Source organism: Chitinophaga rhizosphaerae, assembly GCF_003958645.1.
GTDB lineage: Bacteria > Bacteroidota > Bacteroidia > Chitinophagales > Chitinophagaceae > Chitinophaga > Chitinophaga rhizosphaerae.
Map to the genome: position 1 here is coordinate 281,219 of NZ_RXLO01000007.1, position 17,439 is coordinate 298,657.

The following is a 17,439-nucleotide window of genomic DNA, read 5'->3' on the forward strand; positions in this document are numbered from 1 at the left end:
CACGATAACAAAATGGAACAGATCTTAGCAAAAACGAAATTCGCAGATCCGGCGTCTGACAAGAAGCCGCTGATCATCTCCGGCCCCTGCTCGGCCGAAACGGAAGAACAGGTGCTCGCGACCGCGCTGGCGCTGGCCAAAACCGGCAAGGTGGACGTGCTGCGCGCCGGCATCTGGAAGCCCCGTACCCGCCCCGGTTCTTTCGAAGGTATTGGCACAAAAGGCCTTCCCTGGCTGCAAAAAGCCCGTGAACTGACCGGCATGCCTTTGACCGTGGAAGTAGCGACCGCCAAGCAGGTGGAAGATGCGCTGCATTTCGGGGTAGACATCCTCTGGATCGGCGCCCGTACTACGGTGAACCCGTTCTCCGTACAGGATGTTGCCGATGCACTGAAAGGCGTCGACGTTCCCGTGCTCATCAAAAACCCCATCAACCCCGACCTGGAGCTCTGGATCGGCGCCGTTGAGCGTATCCAGAAGGCCGGTATCAAGAAAGTGGGCCTCATTCACCGCGGCTTCTCCAGCTACGGCAATACCGAATACCGCAACGCGCCCATGTGGCACCTGGCGATCGAACTGAAGCGCCGCCATCCCGAATTGCCGATGATCTGCGACCCGAGCCACATCAGCGGCCGCCGCGACATCCTGCAGGCCGTGGCGCAGGAAGCCATCGACCTGGATTACGACGGTCTCATGCTCGAAACGCACGTGGACCCCGATAACGCCTGGAGCGATGCGAAACAGCAGATCACCCCCGAGAAATTCGGCGAAATGCTCGACAATATCACCTGGAAGCACGAGCGTTCCGAAAACAAGGAATTCAATACCGCGCTGGAAAAACTCCGCAACCAGATCAACGGCATCGACGACGAAATCCTGCTGCTGCTGGGCAACCGCATGAAAATCGCCGAGAAAATCGGTCAATACAAAAAGGAAAACAACATCACGATCCTTCAGACCAACCGCTGGAACGAAATCCTCGACCGCGCCATCCGTGCAGGTGAGAAACTGGGCCTCAGCAAAGAATTCATCCTGAAGTATTTCGATGCAGTTCACCTGGAATCCATCAACCGTCAGAACAAAGTGATGAACGACTAAGCCAATATTTTCCTCTACGAATATGATTAAACAATCTCACCGTTTCCAGCAATCGAGCTGCGATTATTACCTCGGCGGAAGTCTCGCCAACCTGGGCGAATACGCCGACAAATCGCGGTCGGTATTGCTGGTAGACGAAAATGTGGACCAACATTACGGGCATCTTTTTACCGGCTGGAAGAAGCTGGTGGTGCCCGACGGGGAAGAGCACAAGAACATGGAGGTGATGGGGCAGATCATTGACGGGCTGATTGAACTGGAGGCAGACCGCAAAACGATGCTGATCGGCATTGGTGGCGGGATGTTGACAGACGTCACCGGGTTTGCGGCGAGCATTTACATGCGCGGCATTCCGTTCGCTTTCGTTCCCACTACACTGCTCGCGCAGGTAGACGCATCCATCGGCGGAAAAAACGGCGTGAGCCACGGTATGCATAAAAACATGCTGGGCACTATCCGCCAGCCGTCTTTCATCCTGTTCGACTATTCGCTGCCATCCACGATGCCGGAAGGGGAGTGGTGCAACGGTTTCGCGGAGATCATCAAATATGCATGCATCTACGACGAAGAACTGTTTACCTACCTGGAAGTCAATAAAGACAAGGCATTGGCGCAGGACGTGGAAGTATTGCAATTCCTCGTACAGCGGTCTGTAGAGATCAAGACAAAATTCGTATTGGAAGACGAGTTCGAGAGCGGTGTACGCCGCTGGCTGAACTTCGGGCATACGCTTGGCCATGCCGTAGAAAAGATCGAGAGCATCGCACACGGAAAAGCAGTGGCCATCGGGATGGTAGCAGCCGCTAAGATCTCCGAAAAATTCAACCAGCTGCCGCCCGAACAAACCAACCGCCTTATCCGTTTGATCAATGATTACCGGCTGCCGGTGACCATGACTTCCGACAAGGAAGCGGTGTTCAATATTTTCAGGCTGGACAAGAAGCGTGAAAAAGACCATATTCATTTCGTGCTCCTGAACAGGATCGGCGAGGCTATTACCAAGCCGATCCTGCTCGACGAGCTGAAACAGATCTTACAAGAAATATAGCCATGATAGCAACGATACAACCCGGTAACATCAGCGGCAACGTAACTGCCAACCCGTCCAAAAGCGCCATGCAGCGCGCGGTGGCGGCGGCGCTCCTGGCCAACGGGAAAACGGTGATCCGCAACCCGGGCCTCAGCAACGATTGCCTCGCCGCCCTGGAAGTGGCCGAAAACCTCGGTGCCATGGTGAAACGCGTAAACGAAGAGATCCACATCACCAGCCGTGGCGTGGCACCCTTCTACGACGAGATCAACTGCGGAGAATCGGGCCTCGGCATCCGGATGTTCACACCCATCGCAGCCCTCGCCGACCGCAATATCACCATCAGCGGCCATGGCAGCCTCACTACGCGGCCCATGCACTTCTTCGAGGAAGTGCTCCCGCAACTGGGCGTCCAGATCAAAAGCAACGAAGGCAAACTGCCCCTCGAAATCCTCGGGCCGCTGCAAGCGAAAAACATTACCATAGACGGTTCCCTTTCCTCGCAGTTCCTCACCGGCCTCCTCATGGCCTTCGGCAGCGTGGCCGAAAAAGCCACCATCACCGTAGATAACCTGAAAAGCAAGCCCTACATCGCCCTGACGCTCCAGCTGATGGCGCATTTCGGGGTGAAGGTGAGAAACGAGAACTTCGAGAAATTCCATTTCGAAAGCAAACAAACCTACCGCGCCGGCGAATACACCGTGGAAGGCGACTGGAGCGGTGCGGCGTTCCTCCTCGTGGCCGCGGCCGTGGCCGGCAAGGCGGAAGTGCATCATCTCAATACACAGTCTGCCCAGTCGGACAAGGCGATCATGGAAGCCCTCGAGAAAGCGGGCGCAGACATCCTGCCGGGCATGTTCACCATCATCGTCGGCAAAGACGGATTGAAACCTTTTGAAATTGATGCGACCGATTGTCCGGACCTCTTCCCGCCGCTGGTGGCCCTGGCCGCCAATTGCCAGGGAACTACCGTGATCAAAGGCGTGAGCCGCCTGGCGCATAAGGAAAGCGACCGCGGGCTTACGTTGCAGCAGGAGTTCGGCAAAATGGGCATCCGTATCGACCTCGACGGCGACCTCATGCACGTGCATGGCGGGACCGGCATCAAGGGAGCGCGGGTGAGCTCGCACAACGACCACCGGATCGCCATGGCCTGCGCCGTTGCGGCGCTTACGGCCGACGGGCCCGTTGTGATCGACAACGCGGAAGCCATCAATAAATCTTACCCCGAATTCTACGATCACCTGCAACAGCTGGGTGTGACCGTAGTAACAGAAGGGGAAACCGTAAAACACTGACAACATGAACAGCTTCGGCAGATTATTCAGGGTGAATGTATTCGGAGAATCGCACGGGGAAAGCGTTGGCGTTAACATCGACGGCGTTCCTGCGGGCATCTCCCTGCGCCAGGACGATTTTCTGGCCGACCTGGAGCGCCGCAAAGGCGGTGCGCGCGGCACCACGCCCCGGAAGGAAGACGATTTGCCGTTCCTGAAATCGGGCGTGTTCAACGACCGTACTACCGGTGCGCCCATCACGATCCTTTTCGAAAACAATAATACCCGGAGCGCGGACTACGCCAAGCTGCGCGAGTTTCCGCGGCCCGGCCACGCAGATTTCGTAGCGGCGAAGAAATTCGGCGGATTCGAGGATTACCGTGGCGGCGGGCACTTCAGCGGCCGGCTCACGCTCAACCTCGTGGCGGCGGGCGTGATCGCGAAGAAGATATTGGGAGACAGCATCTCCGTGAAAGCCGAGATCACCGAAGTAGGCGGCATCGCCGATCCTGAACAGGGTTTGGAGGAAGCCATCAAAGCCAAAGATTCGGTGGGCGGTATCGTGGAGTGCAGGGTAGACGGGTTGCCGATCGGGCTGGGGGAACCGTTTTTCGATTCCATCGAATCCAGCCTGGCGCATGCCGTGTTCGCCATCCCGGCGGTGAAGGGCATCGAATTCGGCGCAGGATTCGCCGCGGCGAAGATGAAAGGCCTCGAACATAACGATCCCATCATCGATATGGAAGGCAAAACAGCTACAAACCACGCCGGCGGCGTAGTGGGCGGGATCACCAACGGTAACCAGCTGGTGTTCCGCATCGCGGTGAAACCTACGTCTTCCACCCCGAAAGAGCAGCAAACGCTCAACATCACGACGGGAGAAGTAGAAACATTCTCGGTGAAGGGTCGGCACGATCTCTGCATCGCGCTGCGCGTGCCGGTGGTGCTGGAAGCCGTAACAGCCATGGTGCTGGCGGATTTCATGCTGCTGGAGCAACGCAGGCCCAAGGTGTTCGGCGAATAATTCAACTGGCATCTCACCTCATTGAAGCCCGGCCCCTCAGCCGGGCTTTTTTTGCCCGCACGGATGTAAGTCCGCAGCAGCCCGATTTCCGGAAAACGGTAACGGATATAAAACGATGTGTGGTAATGGGAAGATAAATCCTAAGTTTACCCCAAAATTCAACAATGCAAATCATCATTTACATATGCACGCTCATGGCGTTTTTCCTGATCGGATGTCAATCGAAACAGCAGCCTGCACAACAACAGCAACAATCTTCATCAACCGGGCCGGCGAATCCAAAACGGGAAAAGCTCGCCGGCCGGCTGGATTCCGTCAATAACATCTGGATCGCCGACGACAAGCGATATGAGCCGTCCGGATTCGAAGGGAAGTATGCATCCGTCAGCCGGACCGACAGCGCCAGCGGCGCCTCCGTGATCGGGCTTATCAACCGGGAAGGGGAGATCGTGGTGCCCATCCGGTACGATGGCATAGACCTGGGATTCTCAAACGGGGTGAACAATGTGGTAAAGGGCGATAAATATGGATTGGTGAATGAAGACGGGGTGGAAGTGGTGCCTGTCATCTACCGGCATATCGGAACGCTGGTGGAAGACAGTTTGTTGCGTGTTTCGCTGGACGGGGAGAAATTCGGGATGATCGACCTGCAGGGTAAGGTGGTAATACCGCTGGAATATGGCGATGTGAGATCGGTCGGTGAAGGGATGGTAGCGGTGATGAAGGAACCGCAGCGCTGGGGGATCATGAACTGGAAACGCGAATGGGTACACCCTGCAGTGTTCACTTTTACAGACCGTTTCGTAAATGGCGTGGTGACATTGCAGAAGGCAGACGGTGAAGATTACCTGGTATATACGAACGGGGAGATCAAAAAGAAATAAACCGTAAAAATCAACCTGCTACATGCAAGATTTATGAAAAACAGTGCAATCCTGAAAATTGTTCTCCTGCTCATTCCCGCCATCGTTATGGGGTATGTGACGTACGTCCGGAAAGGTGTTTCCGGCGGCGGCGGAAGTTATGATCTGACCAATTTATACACCACCGTCGGAGTAGGGATCTGGTCGGCCGTTTACGTGATCGTTATGCTTGCGAAGAAAGCCCCCGGGCAGGTATGGTACCTGCTCGCGGGCGGATTTTTATTTGGGTTTTCCGTGATGATGTTATTGAAGATGTGGTAGGGGCCGCGACACGGTGATTTTTTTACCGGGATGCAATGTGATACTGGTACTGGCGGTGTGGAGTAGCTGCGAATACCGGAATAAAAAAAACTGGCGGGAACGATGTACCGGCCAGTTTTATGCGTTTATGCGGATGTGTTATTCTTTCACGATCTCCAGGAGCTGCACGTCGAACACGAGCGTGCTGTTGGGCTGGATCTTGGCGCCGGCCTGGCGTTCGCCGTAGGCCAGGTCTGCCGGGATGAAGAGCTTCCATTTGGAACCTACGGGCATCAGCTGGAGGGCTTCCGTCCAACCTTTGATCACGCCCGTAATCGGCAGTACGATGGGCTCGCCGCGCTGTTCGGAACTATCGAAAATGGTACCGTCTATCAGTTTGCCGGTATAATGCACTTTCACTTTATCCTGCAGCGAAGGTTTGGGGCCCGTCCCGTTCACCAGCACCTGGTATTGCAGGCCGCTGGGAGTCGTGTTCACGCCTTCCTTCGTTTTGTTGGCAGCCAGGAATTGTTCGCCGGCGGCTTTATTCCTGGTGGCTTTTTCCAACTTGATCTGCTGGAGATAATTCTTGACAACGCTCATCCCTTTTTCGGTCGTGATCATGGCAGAATCGCCCTTATAGATGTCTTCGATGGCTTTGAAGAAAAGCCGGAGGTTCAGCGTATCCAGTCCCTGCTTTTTCAGCATTTCGCCCATATCGTTCCCGATGGTGTACGACACGGAATCGAGGGTGGTGACGAGGGCAGGAGGGGGCGGCACTTCGGGGCCTTTCTTCTTTTTTCTCTGGCTATAGGCGGCCTGGACGCTCAAGACGCCCAGCAGACAGATAAACAGGCTTTTTCTGGAAATCATACAGATACATAAAATTTGTAGCGCAATATAACCAATTATTTGATCCGGCTCCAGATTTCGTACATCGGGTCGCCGGCAGTGCTTTTACCGCTGTGGTGCCACTTTCCGTCTTCCACTTTGGCGTCGAACCGTACCTGTTTGCCCACCCGGTTATTGTCGCGGGAGAAGAATTCGATGTTTTCGGTGTATTGGCCGTTCTCGAACGAATACGTGCCGCCGCCGGTGCCAAAGAATTCCCCGGTCTCGGTATTCATCGCGATCCACTGAAATCTTCCGCCGGTAAGCATTTTGAAGGTTTTCCGCGGGCCGGGCTTCATTTCCGACATCTTCCCTTCGTTCATCCTTCCGGTTATGCGCCAGGTGCCTGTGAGGCTGTTCGGCACAGCATTGGGCGCCCTTTTCCAACGCAGGACCTTGCCTTCAGGCAGGGTAACCGTGAGTTCGTCGCCAGCCTGCCGGAAAGCCACTTCATGCGGTTGCCCGACCATCCCTTTGTCGCCACTCGAAAATTCGAACGTACTGATCAATTTACCGTTGTCAGCCCTGGTGGCCCCGCCGAATGTGGTAACAAACGAATGGGCGGTGAAATGCGTTACGGAAAAATAGCCGTCTTCGATCAGCAATACCACCGAGGTATCGCTCGGAGCGTCCGGCTGATAGATCCAGGCGCCGTTGGCGCCCGATTGCGCGTAGCCCGCCGTGAGCAGGAAAGAAAGAAATGCGGTGAAGAGTGTTTTCATGGTTGCGTATTTTTTAACGTGGTGGATGAATCAATTCGAAAGAACGGGCAGCAAAATCCGCGATGCGTGCGCGGCGCTGTGCCAGATGTCGATGTCCGACGGCACGAACGCTTCCGGCCCGGCTTTGTAAATATCCGTAAAAGTCTGCGGATTCCGGTCTACCAGCGGGAACCAGCTGCTTTGTACCTGGATCATGAGCCGGTGTCCTTTCCGGAACGTATGCGCCACATCCGGGAGCGTAAATTTCACCGGCGTCACTTTCCCGGGCACGAAGGGCACGGGTTTTTCGAAGCGCTCCCGGAATTTGCCGCGCATCACTTCGCCACGCACCAGCATCTGGTACCCGCCCATGGGGTAAGTTGCCGAAAGATAACGACCGTGAGCAGTTGGGGCATCAGGCTCCCCATAACTGAAATCATCGGGGAACACATCGATCACTTTTACGATGAAATCGGCATCGGTAGTGCTGATGCTGGCCAGCAGCTCCGCGATCACCGGGCCGGCAAGGGTCATGTCTTCGGTCAGCACACCGGTCTGGAACACCAGCACATCGGGCCGGCGGGCCGCAAATCGCTGATCGTCGGTCATATAGCTGATGGTACGGGTATGATGGATTTCCGGCACGTAGGGCACCGGTTTGGAAGGATCGCTCGTATATCGGCTGGATTCCTTGCCGGACGAGGGTTTGCTGAACGACAACCCGCCGCCGGGCTGCAGGTACATCGCTTTTTCGGTGATGCCGGCGGCAGGCCACTGATCGAAATGGCGCCACTGGTTTTCGCCGGTAAAGAACACGGTGGCTTCCGGGATCGCTTTTTCGGGCGAGCCGAGCAGGTAATGGTCGAAGAACGGATGCTCGATATTTTCCTGGTACCATTCGGCGGTATTTGCGCCAAATTTCACATGGCCGAGGAAGGTGCCGTCGTTGGTAGACCATTGCCCATGATACCAGGGGCCCATCACGATGCGGTTGCTGATACCGGGATTCTGTTTTTCGATGGCTTTGTAAGTGGCCCATGCGCCGAAGCAGTCTTCCGCGTCGAAAGTGCCGCCCACTACCAGTATGGCGGGGCGTAGCTTTTGAAGATGCGGGCGCACGTTGCGGGCTTTCCACCAGGCATCGAGGTCGGGATGGCTGTAAAGATCTTTCCAGAAAGCGATGCTATCACCCATCAGTTGCGCGATCTGCGGCAGGGTGCCGGCTTCGAGGAAGAATTTATAGTTGTCTTTGGTGGGATAGGGGTAGCCGGTCGGCCCGACCGTTGTGGGATAAGGCCGCGGTTTGCCGAAGCCGCTGTAGAATGCGAAGGCGTCGTTGAGCATAAAGGCGCCGTTATGGTGGAAATCGTCGCCCAGGAACCAGTCGGTCACCGGCGCCTGGGGGCTTACGGCCTTTAGCGCGGGGTGATGGCTCAAAGCGGCCATGGTGGAGTAAAACCCCGGATAGCTGATCCCGGAAACGCCCACGTTCCGGTTGTTGTTTTTTACATTTTTTACCAGCCAGTCGATCGTGTCGTAGGTATCGGTGGATTCGTCGGTTTCATGCCTTTTAGGTGCGGGATTGTAGGGGCGAACGTCCATGAATTGGCCCTGGCTCATCCAGCGGCCGCGCACGTCCTGCTTTACGATGATGTACCCTTTGCGGAGGTAATGCGCGAAACTGGCGCGCATTTTCGGGAATTGGCCTTCGCCGTAGGGCGCGCAGCTGTAGGGCGTACGTTCAATAAGGATGGGATGTTGGCCCGGCGCGTTTTTGGGCGCGTACACCACGGTGAAAAGCCGGGTGCCGTCGCGCATGGGGATCTGCACTTCCGTTTTGGTGTAATTTTCCTGCAGCCAGGCGGGTTCCGGTTCCTGCTGCGCGCGACTGGCGGAAAATGCCAGCATGGCCACAAAAAGGGCCAGGGTTTGTTTAAGCATGTCTTATAATTGATCGGGTTTAAATATACGGTGTCTGCTTTACATGACCGGATTTTACCTAACTTCCCGCCACAAACTTAGCATCTATGCCCAGACCCATGAAGCCGGAGTACGCCGTGTTTTACGAGACCTACGTAAGCAGGGTGCCCGAAGACGATCTGACCGCCGCATTCCGCAAGCACACCGCATCCTTATTGGTGTTCCTCAACAAAATCCCCGCCGCCAAAAGGGAATACGCCTATGCCCCCGGCAAATGGACCGTCAAGGAAGTATTGCAGCACATCATAGACGCCGAGCGGGTTTTCGCCTACCGCGCCCTTAATTTCGCCCGGAAAGACGCAAACCCCCTGCCCGGATTCGACGAGAACGCGTTCGCAGCAGTGGCGCGCACGGAACATCGCGAGTGGAACGATATGGTGGAAGAATTCCAGTTCGTCCGCAACGCGTCCGACCACTTTTTCCGCGCGCTGAACGAAGAGGAGCTTTCCCGTACGGGCGTTGCCAGCGGGAACCCTGTCAGCGTCAGGGCCCTGGGGTTCATTATCCTCGGCCATGCCATTCACCATATGGAAGTGGTGAAAGAAAGATACCTGTAAAGCAAATTTCTATCAGTTCGGGCCGGTAAAAATCGGTAGCATTACGCAAATTTTATGTCCACGATGAAAATTAGCTATGCCCTTGCCGCATGTTTGTGCGCGGCCGCAACCACCTGTGCGCAGGAATCTCCACTTTGGAAGGAGTTCCTCGCCGCCCGGAAATCGGGCAAAACGGCCACCCTGCCGGATTTTTCCTACGCAGGGTACCACTTTTCGGAGAAACAGCCGCCGTCCGGCGATTTCAAAAAAATCTTCAACGTCACCGATTACGGCGCGCAGCCGGACGATGACCGGTACGACGATGACGCCATCCAGGCAACCGTTCGCGCGGCAGCGGCCAACCCGGGCGGAGGGATCGTATTCTTCCCTGCAGGGAAATTCCTCATCGCGCCAGACGACGACAAATCCAAAAAGATCACCATCCACAAATCGGGGATCGTACTGCGGGGAGCCGGAAGCGGCCCCGGCGGCACGGAAATCTTCGCCAGTAACATGCGCATCAACAGCCGGCAATTCCGTTTCGAACCCCCTTCCCGCGACACCCGCAAACTCGCCGTGATCACCGGCAAAGCGGAACGCGGTGGATTTTGGGTGAACGTAATTGACGCTTCCGCCCTCAAAGCAGGGCAAGATGTTACCCTCCGCCACAAAAGTGAAACTTTCACCCGCCGCTACTTTGCTCCACAGGAGTTGAAGCAGGACTGGTCGCGCCTCTTCGGCGGCAATGGCGGTATGGTCATCCAGGAAATCCACACCATCGCCGAAGTGAAAGGTAACCGTGTGCGTTTCGAAAACCCGCTCCACATCGCCATCGAGCCCGTGGAAGGCCACGATTTCATCCTCGAACGGTACGAAGCCCTGGAAGAATGCGGCATCGAAAACATCCGGTTCACCGGTAACTGGAACAGCTATCCGGAGGAATTCGTCCATCACAAAGACAGTATCCACGACGGCGGCTGGTGCGCCATTGCGATGGAATATGTGAAAGACGCCTGGGTCCGGTCCTGCACGTTCGAGCATTGGAACGAAGGCATCTTCATCCGCGCGGGCTACCGCGTTACGCTGGAAAACAACCGTTTCGGCGGAAAAGGCGGCCACAGTACCATCCACGCGCGCTCCGGATATGGTGTGCTCGTCCGTAACTGCGATTTCCTGTCCGGCCATCACGGCCCCGGAACGGGTTATACCGGTGTGAACACGGTGGTGACGGGGTGCCGCATGGCGGTAGACCAGAACATCGACAGCCACTCCGGCCAACCCTACGCCACTTTGTTCGATAACGTGCGTGGAGGTGTGTTCCGCAATATCGGCGGGCCGCAGCCAGGGTTCCCGCATCATGGCCGAGACCTCGTTTTCTGGAATTTCGAGCATCGCTCCACCTGGGATTTTACATATGATTTCTGGGATTTGCAGAAGCGGAAGAACCACACCTTTGCGCAACCGGTTTTCGTCGGGTTCACGGCCGACAGGAAGATCCAGTTCAAAAACGAAGGCCGGAACGATTCGCCCGGCAAGCGCGTGGCGCCGGAAAGCCTTTTCGATGCCCAGCTGGCACTGCGTTTGAAAGAATCCGGCATCGCCGTGAAAAAGTAAAATGGATCGTCGATCAAATAGCAAAGGCCGCCCGTAACAGGCGGCCTTTTTATATTTCGAAATGGCGGAAGTGCTAGAACATCAAATCGATCGAACGGGCCCCGTCGCGGCGGCGGTTGCTGCCGATCTTGGAACCGAACTTCGCGAAATTGTAGGTGAACGACAGCATGAAATACTGGTCTACCATGGCCGTCCGCGTGTCGAAGGTGCCGAGTTCGGATACCATGCGGCGGATGTTGGTGTTTTGACGGAAAAGATCGTAGCCGTACAACTTGATGTTGGCAGACCTTTTCATGAATTCATACCCGATCGCGGCGCTGTATACCGGCACGCCTTTTTTGAAGCCCGGTGCGATGTTGGAGTTGTAGGTGTATTGCAGATCGTTGTCGATGAAGAAATGCTTCGGCCAGTAGAGCGTGCCGCCCATCGTAAAACGCTGTGTGAAATTGCTCGTTTTGACGTTGGTACGGTCGTTGGTCACCTGGTTGTAGTTGGGGCGGTAATTCATGGTCAGGTCCAGCAGCTCTTTCCAGGAGAACGATGCGTTCACGTTCGGGCCGATGGAGAAGTTTTTGCTGACGTTTTTATGCACCGCGGTATCGCCCCGCTTGTTGTTGATATTGGAGTAGTTGACGTTGTTGGAATAGTTGACGAAAACGCCGCCGTTCGTACGGAACTGGAAATCCTTTTTCACTTTGTTGTAGCTGAGGTTGATGCTACCGTTCGCGTTGTACACGCCGTTCACATTGATGGTTTGGGTCACCTGGCTACCATCGCTGTTCACGCGGGTCATGGTCGAAAACTGGTTATTGACCGGGCGGAAGCTGGCATAGCTGAATATACCGAAACCGTTTGGTTTGAACTTGTTATAGTTGAGGTTGAATGATTGGGAGAAGACGGTTTTCAGGTCGGGATTGCCGAGGCGGATGTTCAGCGGGTTGCTGTTGTCCGGCACGGGTTGCAACTGCTCGATGCTGGGTTGCTGGCTGTATCCGTTGTAGGAGAACGTCAGTTGGCCCTTGTCGGCAAAGGTGTAGGTAATGCGGGAATTCGGGTTGAAGTTGACCTGGTCTTGCCGGAACGCCTGTTTGTCGTAAAACGAATAGTTTTCCAGCGTGTTGAACAGGACACCGCCGCCGATAGTGGCGTTGATATTCTTTTTCTTGTTGCTGAACTGGAAATTGACGGTGGGCGAATGGGTCATCTGCTTGTTGTTGAAACGGTTGGAATACAGGCTGTCGAATTCCGAATACCCTTTCTCGTTTTCGTTGAAATTATACGTTTCCCGGCGCGAGTTATTGACGTTGTAGCGGTAGCTGTACGAAGCGTTCATGCGCCAGCGGTCAGACAAGGGCTCCACATAGGTGATGGCAGCATCGTAGCTTTCCCTTTTTCCGGAAGTGATGCTTTGCTGGTCGAGGATGTTAGTGGAATCGAGCACGTTGCCGACATAGAATTTCTGATCGGAATAATTGAACGCGTTGCCGGTGGTTTCCCCGTAGTTCCCTTTGAACCGGAAACTGATGCTCCGGCCTTTTTTGTTCAGTGTGCGCATGGCATTGAAATCCAGCGAAAAATTGTTCTGATCGCTCCGCGAAGTGTTCCGGCCGTTGCGCTCGTTGGCTTTATCGTCTAGGTCGCGGAAGGTCGTTTCTTCGCTGGTGGTTTTGGAAGACTGGCGGGTGTTCGAGAACCGGGGAACGATGCTGAGGATGGTCATGGAATCCAGCTGGTATTCCAAGTTCAGGTTGACGTTGTGCGCCTGGTTACGGCCGTATCCTTCACGATTGCCGAAAACACTGCGGCCATCGTTATACCGGTTCTCCGAAAGGGTGGAGAACTTCGAATTGGTATTGTTGAAGTTATAGCTGGTATTGGATTTGAGGTCTTTGGACCATTCGTCGTTATAATTCACGCCCAGCATGGAGCCGGTGCGGATGCCTTCGCCGCCGCCGCTGAAGCTCATGCCGTTTACGTTCATGCCGCCGTCGCCGAAAGCAACGGTCATACCGCCGCCGCGCATGGGTGCGGCCGACATCATTTCATTGACGCTGAAACCGGATTTGTTCAGGTTGTTGGAAGAACCGAGGAGGCTGATCTGCCGGGATCCGTTGAAGAAGTTGATCATGCCGCTGGCGTCGTATCGCTCGTCCGTTCCGTATCCGCCGGTCACACGCCCGTAGAGGCCCTTCTTTTTACCGGGCTTGAGGGTGAGGTTGATGGTCTTGTCTTCCCCGTCCTTTTCGACGCCTATTTTTGATTCGATTTTCGTTTTGGTGTCAGACACCTGCACTTTGTCGATGATGTGTGTGGGGAGGTTCTTCAGCGCGATTTTGGAATCGCCGCCGAAAAAGTCTTTCCCGTCTACCATGATGCGCGACACGGGTTTGCCGTTCACGGTGATCTTACCGTCGGGGTCGATGTCTACGCCGGGCAATTTCTTGAGCAGTTCTTCCACCACGGCGTTGGGCCGGGTCTTGAACGCATCGGCATTGAACTCGATGGTGTCTTTACGGATACTGATGGGCGGCCGGTTCCCCGCTACTTCTACTACACCCAGTTCGCGTGGCGCAGGGGCGAGGGAGATGCGGCCTAGGTCTGGCGCGCGGTCTGTTCCCACTGTCTGTATCCAGGTGCGGTAACCGGTGTAGGAGACGAGGATGCGGACAGGCTTGCCGGCGGGGAGGCCTGTCAACCGGAAAGCGCCCTTCCTGTCGGTAAGGGTGTACGTGATGAGGCTGCTGTCTTTCGCGTCCTGGGCGGTAACGGTGGCCATTTCGAGGAACTCGTTGCTGGCGGAATCCGCTACGGCGCCCTTGACTTCAGTCCGCTGCTGCGCGGTTGCAGCCAAACAAAACATTAAGAGGATAATGAGGAATGCATTACTACGGTACATCGGAGGGTATTGGTTTCTAGATAGCAAATTACGAAATTTTCGTAGATAAACGAATTTAGTAGTTAAAAGATGCATGAGCGGAAAAAATCCACACGCCAGCGGCTGAAATTCTTCTGTGCGGGAAAAGGTAATTTGAAGTTAAATATATGATAGTCAGTGGTTAATGCGGAAAGTTTATCTTGTTTAAAATACTCCGTGGAATGGTATAAAAAGGAAACAGCGGCCCGGGGGCCGCTGTTCGCTATGGTGATGTCCGATCAATTCGATGTTATGCTTCGGCTTCAGCGTAAGCGCTGGTAGGCTCGCAGGTGCAGATGAGGTTACGGTCGCCGAAGGTGTTGTTCACGCGGGAAACGGAAGGCCAGAATTTGCTGGTTTTCACGTAATCGAGCGGGAATGCGGCTTGCTGGCGGCCGTAGGGGCGCGTCCACTCGTCGGCAGTGATCACCGCCTGGGTGTGGGGCGCATTTTTCAGCACGTTGTTCGCCTTGTCGGCCTTGCCTTCTTCCACCGCGCGGATTTCTTCCCGGATGGAAAGGAGCGCGTCGCAGAAGCGGTCCAATTCTGCTTTATCCTCGCTTTCCGTGGGCTCGATCATGATCGTGCCCGGGACCGGGAAACTCATGGTAGGCGCGTGGAAACCGTAGTCCATCAGTCGCTTGGCCACGTCTTCCGCTTCGATGCCCGCGGTGGCTTTGAAGGGGCGCAGGTCCACGATGAATTCGTGGGCGCAGGTGCCGCTTACGCCGGTGTACAGGATGTCGAAGGCATTTTCGAGCCTTGCTTTCATATAATTGGCGTTGAGGATCGCGTATTCGGTGGATTGCTTCACGCCCGTACGGCCGAGGAGGCGGATGTAGGCGTACGAGATCAGCAGGATGGAAGCGCTGCCGAAGGGAGCTGCGGATACCGCGTGCGCCTGTTTGCTGCCGTTACCTGCAGCCTGGAGGTCTACGTGACCGGGCAGGAACGGTGCGAGGTGCTTCGCCACGCAGATGGGGCCCATGCCGGGGCCGCCACCGCCGTGGGGAATGGCGAAGGTCTTGTGCAGGTTCAGGTGGCAAACGTCGGCACCGATGAGGCCGGGGGCCGTAAGGCCAACCTGGGCGTTCATGTTGGCGCCGTCCATATATACCTGTCCGCCGTTGTCGTGGATGATCTGGCAAGCCTCTTTCACACCTTCTTCGTATACGCCGTAGGTGGAGGGGTAAGTGATCATGACACCGGCGAGGTTGTCTTTATGTTGTTCCGCTTTCGCTTTCAGGTCGGTGATATCGATATAACCATTTTCAAGCGCTTTCACGATCACAACTTTATATCCGGCCATAACGGCGGAGGCGGGGTTGGTGCCGTGGGCGGAGATGGGGATGAGGATCACGTTGCGGTGCGCTTCGCCACGGCTTTCGTGGTAGTTGCGGATGGCGAGGAGGCCGGCGTATTCGCCCTGTGCGCCGGAGTTGGGCTGCAGGGAGCAGGCGTCGAACGCGGTGATCTTGCAAAGGTAATCGCTCAGTTCCCGGATGATCTGGAGATAGCCGCCTGCCTGGTCTGCCGGGGCGAAGGGGTGCATTTTGCTCCAGTGGCTCCAGCTGAGGGGGATCATTTCGGTGGCTGCGTTCAGTTTCATGGTGCAGGAACCGAGGGAGATCATGGAAGTATTGAGCGAAAGGTCTTTATTTTCCAGCCATTTGATGTAGCGCATCATTTCCGTTTCGCTGTGGTGGGTGTTGAACACCGGGTGCAGCAGGTAGGGGCTGGTACGCTGCAGGTTGGCCGGGATGCCGCTGGCTGCGCTTTCCACATCGGCTTCGGTTACATGGCCGGCGCCGAAAACGGCGAGCACGGCGTTCACATCTTCGACGGAAGTGGTCTCGTCCAGCGAAATACCCAGCTGGTTAGCGGAGATTTTGCGGAAGTTGATGCCGGCAGCCTGTGCTTTGGCGTGGATGGCGGATGCGTCGGTTACGGAAAGGGTGATGGTATCGAAATGGCCTGCATTTACGGTTTGAACGCCGGCTGTGGCCAGTTTGGCTTTCAGTGCGGAGGTGAGCAGGCTGGTTTTGAGGGCGATGTTTTTAAGCCCTTCCGGCCCGTGGAACACGGCGTACATGGCGGCCATGTTGGCGAGGAGCGCCTGTGCGGTACAGATATTGGAAGTGGCTTTTTCGCGTTTGATGTGCTGCTCGCGGGTCTGGAGCGCCATGCGCAGGGCGCGCTGGTTTTGTGCGTCGATGCTCACACCGATGATACGGCCGGGTATGGAACGTTTGAATTCATCTTTTGTGGAGAAGAACGCCGCGTGCGGGCCGCCGAAGCCCAGGGGAACGCCGAAACGCTGTGCGCTGCCCAGCGCCGCGTCTGCGCCCAGCTCGCCGGGAGGCGTGAGGAGCGTCAGCGCCAGCAGGTCGGTAGCCATGGCTACGTAAGCACCGGCAACATGCACCTTTTCGATGAAGGAACGGTAGTCTGCCACGGTGCCCTCGGCACCGGGGTACTGCACCAGCGCACCGAAGAACTGCCCGTCGATGGCCACGGTCTCGTAATTACCGAACACCACCTCGATCTGCAAAGGCATGGCGCGGGTCAGCACCACGTCTTTGGTCTGCGGCATCACGCGCTCGTCCACGAAAAACTTGCCGCGGGTAATATGCTCATGGTCTTTGTTCAGTGCGTTGAAGAACATCGTCATCGCTTCTGCCGCCGCAGTGGATTCATCGAGCAGGGAGGCGTTGGCGATGGGCAGGCCGGTGAGGTCGCTCACCATGGTCTGGAAGTTCAGGAGGCTTTCGAGTCGGCCCTGGCTGATCTCGGCCTGGTACGGCGTATATTGGGTATACCATCCCGGGTTCTCGAAAATATTCCGCAAAATCACGCTCGGCGTGATCGTGTCGTAATATCCCTGGCCGATATAATTCTTGAATACTTTGTTTTTCAGCGAAATGTCTTTCAGCATCGCCAGGTAATCGTACTCACTCATCCCCTCAGGAATGTCTAACGCGTGCTGCATCCGGATAGAAGCGGGTACCGTTTTGCCCGTCAGTTCATCTACACTTCCGATGCCGATCTTTTCGAGCATGGCGCGGGTTTCCGCCTCATTAGGCCCGATGTGGCGGCCAATGAAAGCATGCTTGAACGTATTCAATAAATTCATGATGTAAGCAGGTATTAATTGAAAGAATGCGCAAAGCTATGATGTTTTTCCACAATGGCCAAAACACCCGGTCTACAG

At 55.7% G+C, this 17,439-nt stretch carries 13 protein-coding genes; 8 read left to right on the forward strand and 5 right to left on the reverse strand.

What is annotated here, in order from left to right; genetic code table 11:
• Positions 1 to 12: 12 nt before the first annotated feature.
• The 6 genes from EJ361_RS17860 (at position 13) to EJ361_RS17885 (ending at position 5,613) form a co-directional block, all read left to right on the forward strand.
• Complete coding sequence (locus EJ361_RS17860) at positions 13 to 1,098, forward strand: chorismate mutase (RefSeq protein WP_126247001.1); 1,086 nt, start codon at positions 13 to 15, stop codon at positions 1,096 to 1,098.
• A gap of 22 nt (positions 1,099 to 1,120) precedes the next feature.
• Positions 1,121 to 2,146 carry a 3-dehydroquinate synthase gene (gene aroB, locus EJ361_RS17865; RefSeq protein ID WP_126247002.1) on the forward strand — a complete coding sequence of 342 codons (1,026 nt, stop codon included), beginning with the start codon at positions 1,121 to 1,123 and terminating at the stop codon, positions 2,144 to 2,146.
• Positions 2,147 to 2,148: 2 nt separating this feature from the next.
• Positions 2,149 to 3,426, forward strand: a complete 1,278-nt coding sequence (aroA, locus tag EJ361_RS17870; RefSeq protein ID WP_126247003.1) for a 3-phosphoshikimate 1-carboxyvinyltransferase — start codon at positions 2,149 to 2,151, stop codon at positions 3,424 to 3,426.
• Positions 3,427 to 3,430: 4 nt separating this feature from the next.
• Positions 3,431 to 4,429, forward strand: a complete 999-nt coding sequence (locus EJ361_RS17875) for a chorismate synthase (RefSeq protein ID WP_126247004.1) — start codon at positions 3,431 to 3,433, stop codon at positions 4,427 to 4,429.
• 164 nt (positions 4,430 to 4,593) lie between these two features.
• Positions 4,594 to 5,313 carry a WG repeat-containing protein gene (locus EJ361_RS17880; protein ID WP_126247005.1) on the forward strand — a complete coding sequence of 240 codons (720 nt, stop codon included), beginning with the start codon at positions 4,594 to 4,596 and terminating at the stop codon, positions 5,311 to 5,313.
• A gap of 33 nt (positions 5,314 to 5,346) precedes the next feature.
• Entirely contained in the window at positions 5,347 to 5,613 is a 267-nt protein-coding gene (locus tag EJ361_RS17885; protein WP_126247006.1) for a hypothetical protein, read from the forward strand.
• Positions 5,614 to 5,751: 138 nt separating this feature from the next.
• Here the strand turns inward: EJ361_RS17885 and EJ361_RS17890 are convergent, their stop codons facing one another.
• Genes EJ361_RS17890 through EJ361_RS17900 form a run of 3 tightly spaced genes read right to left on the reverse strand, consistent with a single transcriptional unit; the run spans position 5,752 to position 9,125 of the window.
• On the reverse strand, positions 5,752 to 6,465 hold the full coding sequence (locus EJ361_RS17890; protein WP_126247007.1) for an FKBP-type peptidyl-prolyl cis-trans isomerase: 714 nt from the start codon (positions 6,463 to 6,465) through the stop codon (positions 5,752 to 5,754).
• A gap of 35 nt (positions 6,466 to 6,500) precedes the next feature.
• Entirely contained in the window at positions 6,501 to 7,205 is a 705-nt protein-coding gene (locus EJ361_RS17895; RefSeq protein ID WP_126247008.1) for a membrane or secreted protein, read from the reverse strand.
• Positions 7,206 to 7,235: 30 nt separating this feature from the next.
• Positions 7,236 to 9,125, reverse strand: a complete 1,890-nt coding sequence (locus tag EJ361_RS17900; protein ID WP_126247009.1) for a CocE/NonD family hydrolase — start codon at positions 9,123 to 9,125, stop codon at positions 7,236 to 7,238.
• Between the two features lie 86 nt (positions 9,126 to 9,211).
• On the opposite strand from EJ361_RS17900, the gene EJ361_RS17905 reads away from it, so the two are divergent.
• Positions 9,212 to 9,721: a DinB family protein gene (locus EJ361_RS17905; protein ID WP_126247010.1), complete on the forward strand. Its 510-nt coding sequence runs from the start codon at positions 9,212 to 9,214 to the stop codon at positions 9,719 to 9,721.
• A gap of 63 nt (positions 9,722 to 9,784) precedes the next feature.
• Positions 9,785 to 11,314, forward strand: a complete 1,530-nt coding sequence (locus tag EJ361_RS17910; RefSeq protein ID WP_126247011.1) for a DUF4955 domain-containing protein — start codon at positions 9,785 to 9,787, stop codon at positions 11,312 to 11,314.
• Positions 11,315 to 11,387: 73 nt separating this feature from the next.
• Here EJ361_RS17910 and EJ361_RS17915 read toward each other — a convergent pair whose 3' ends face one another.
• The gene (locus EJ361_RS17915; protein WP_164714309.1) at positions 11,388 to 14,165 is read right to left on the reverse strand and encodes an outer membrane beta-barrel family protein; all 2,778 of its coding nucleotides are present in this window, start codon (positions 14,163 to 14,165) and stop codon (positions 11,388 to 11,390) included.
• A gap of 313 nt (positions 14,166 to 14,478) precedes the next feature.
• Positions 14,479 to 17,361 (reverse strand): aminomethyl-transferring glycine dehydrogenase, encoded by a 2,883-nt coding sequence (gene gcvP / locus EJ361_RS17920; protein ID WP_126247013.1) that lies wholly within the window; start codon positions 17,359 to 17,361, stop codon positions 14,479 to 14,481.
• Between the last annotated feature and the right edge of the window lie 78 nt (positions 17,362 to 17,439).

Excerpts from the sequence above, each read along its gene's own strand:
- EJ361_RS17860 (WP_126247001.1), top strand. The coding sequence starts at position 13 with ATGGAACAGATCTTAGCAAAAACGAAATTCGCAGATCCGGCGTCTGAC.
- aroB (WP_126247002.1), top strand. The coding sequence starts at position 1,121 with ATGATTAAACAATCTCACCGTTTCCAGCAATCGAGCTGCGATTATTAC.
- aroA (WP_126247003.1), top strand. The coding sequence starts at position 2,149 with ATGATAGCAACGATACAACCCGGTAACATCAGCGGCAACGTAACTGCC.
- EJ361_RS17875 (WP_126247004.1), top strand. The coding sequence starts at position 3,431 with ATGAACAGCTTCGGCAGATTATTCAGGGTGAATGTATTCGGAGAATCG.
- EJ361_RS17880 (WP_126247005.1), top strand. The coding sequence starts at position 4,594 with ATGCAAATCATCATTTACATATGCACGCTCATGGCGTTTTTCCTGATC.
- EJ361_RS17885 (WP_126247006.1), top strand. The coding sequence starts at position 5,347 with ATGAAAAACAGTGCAATCCTGAAAATTGTTCTCCTGCTCATTCCCGCC.
- EJ361_RS17890 (WP_126247007.1), bottom strand. The coding sequence starts at position 6,465 with ATGATTTCCAGAAAAAGCCTGTTTATCTGTCTGCTGGGCGTCTTGAGC.
- EJ361_RS17895 (WP_126247008.1), bottom strand. The coding sequence starts at position 7,205 with ATGAAAACACTCTTCACCGCATTTCTTTCTTTCCTGCTCACGGCGGGC.
- EJ361_RS17900 (WP_126247009.1), bottom strand. The coding sequence starts at position 9,125 with ATGCTTAAACAAACCCTGGCCCTTTTTGTGGCCATGCTGGCATTTTCC.
- EJ361_RS17905 (WP_126247010.1), top strand. The coding sequence starts at position 9,212 with ATGCCCAGACCCATGAAGCCGGAGTACGCCGTGTTTTACGAGACCTAC.
- EJ361_RS17910 (WP_126247011.1), top strand. The coding sequence starts at position 9,785 with ATGAAAATTAGCTATGCCCTTGCCGCATGTTTGTGCGCGGCCGCAACC.
- gcvP (WP_126247013.1), bottom strand. The coding sequence starts at position 17,361 with ATGAATTTATTGAATACGTTCAAGCATGCTTTCATTGGCCGCCACATC.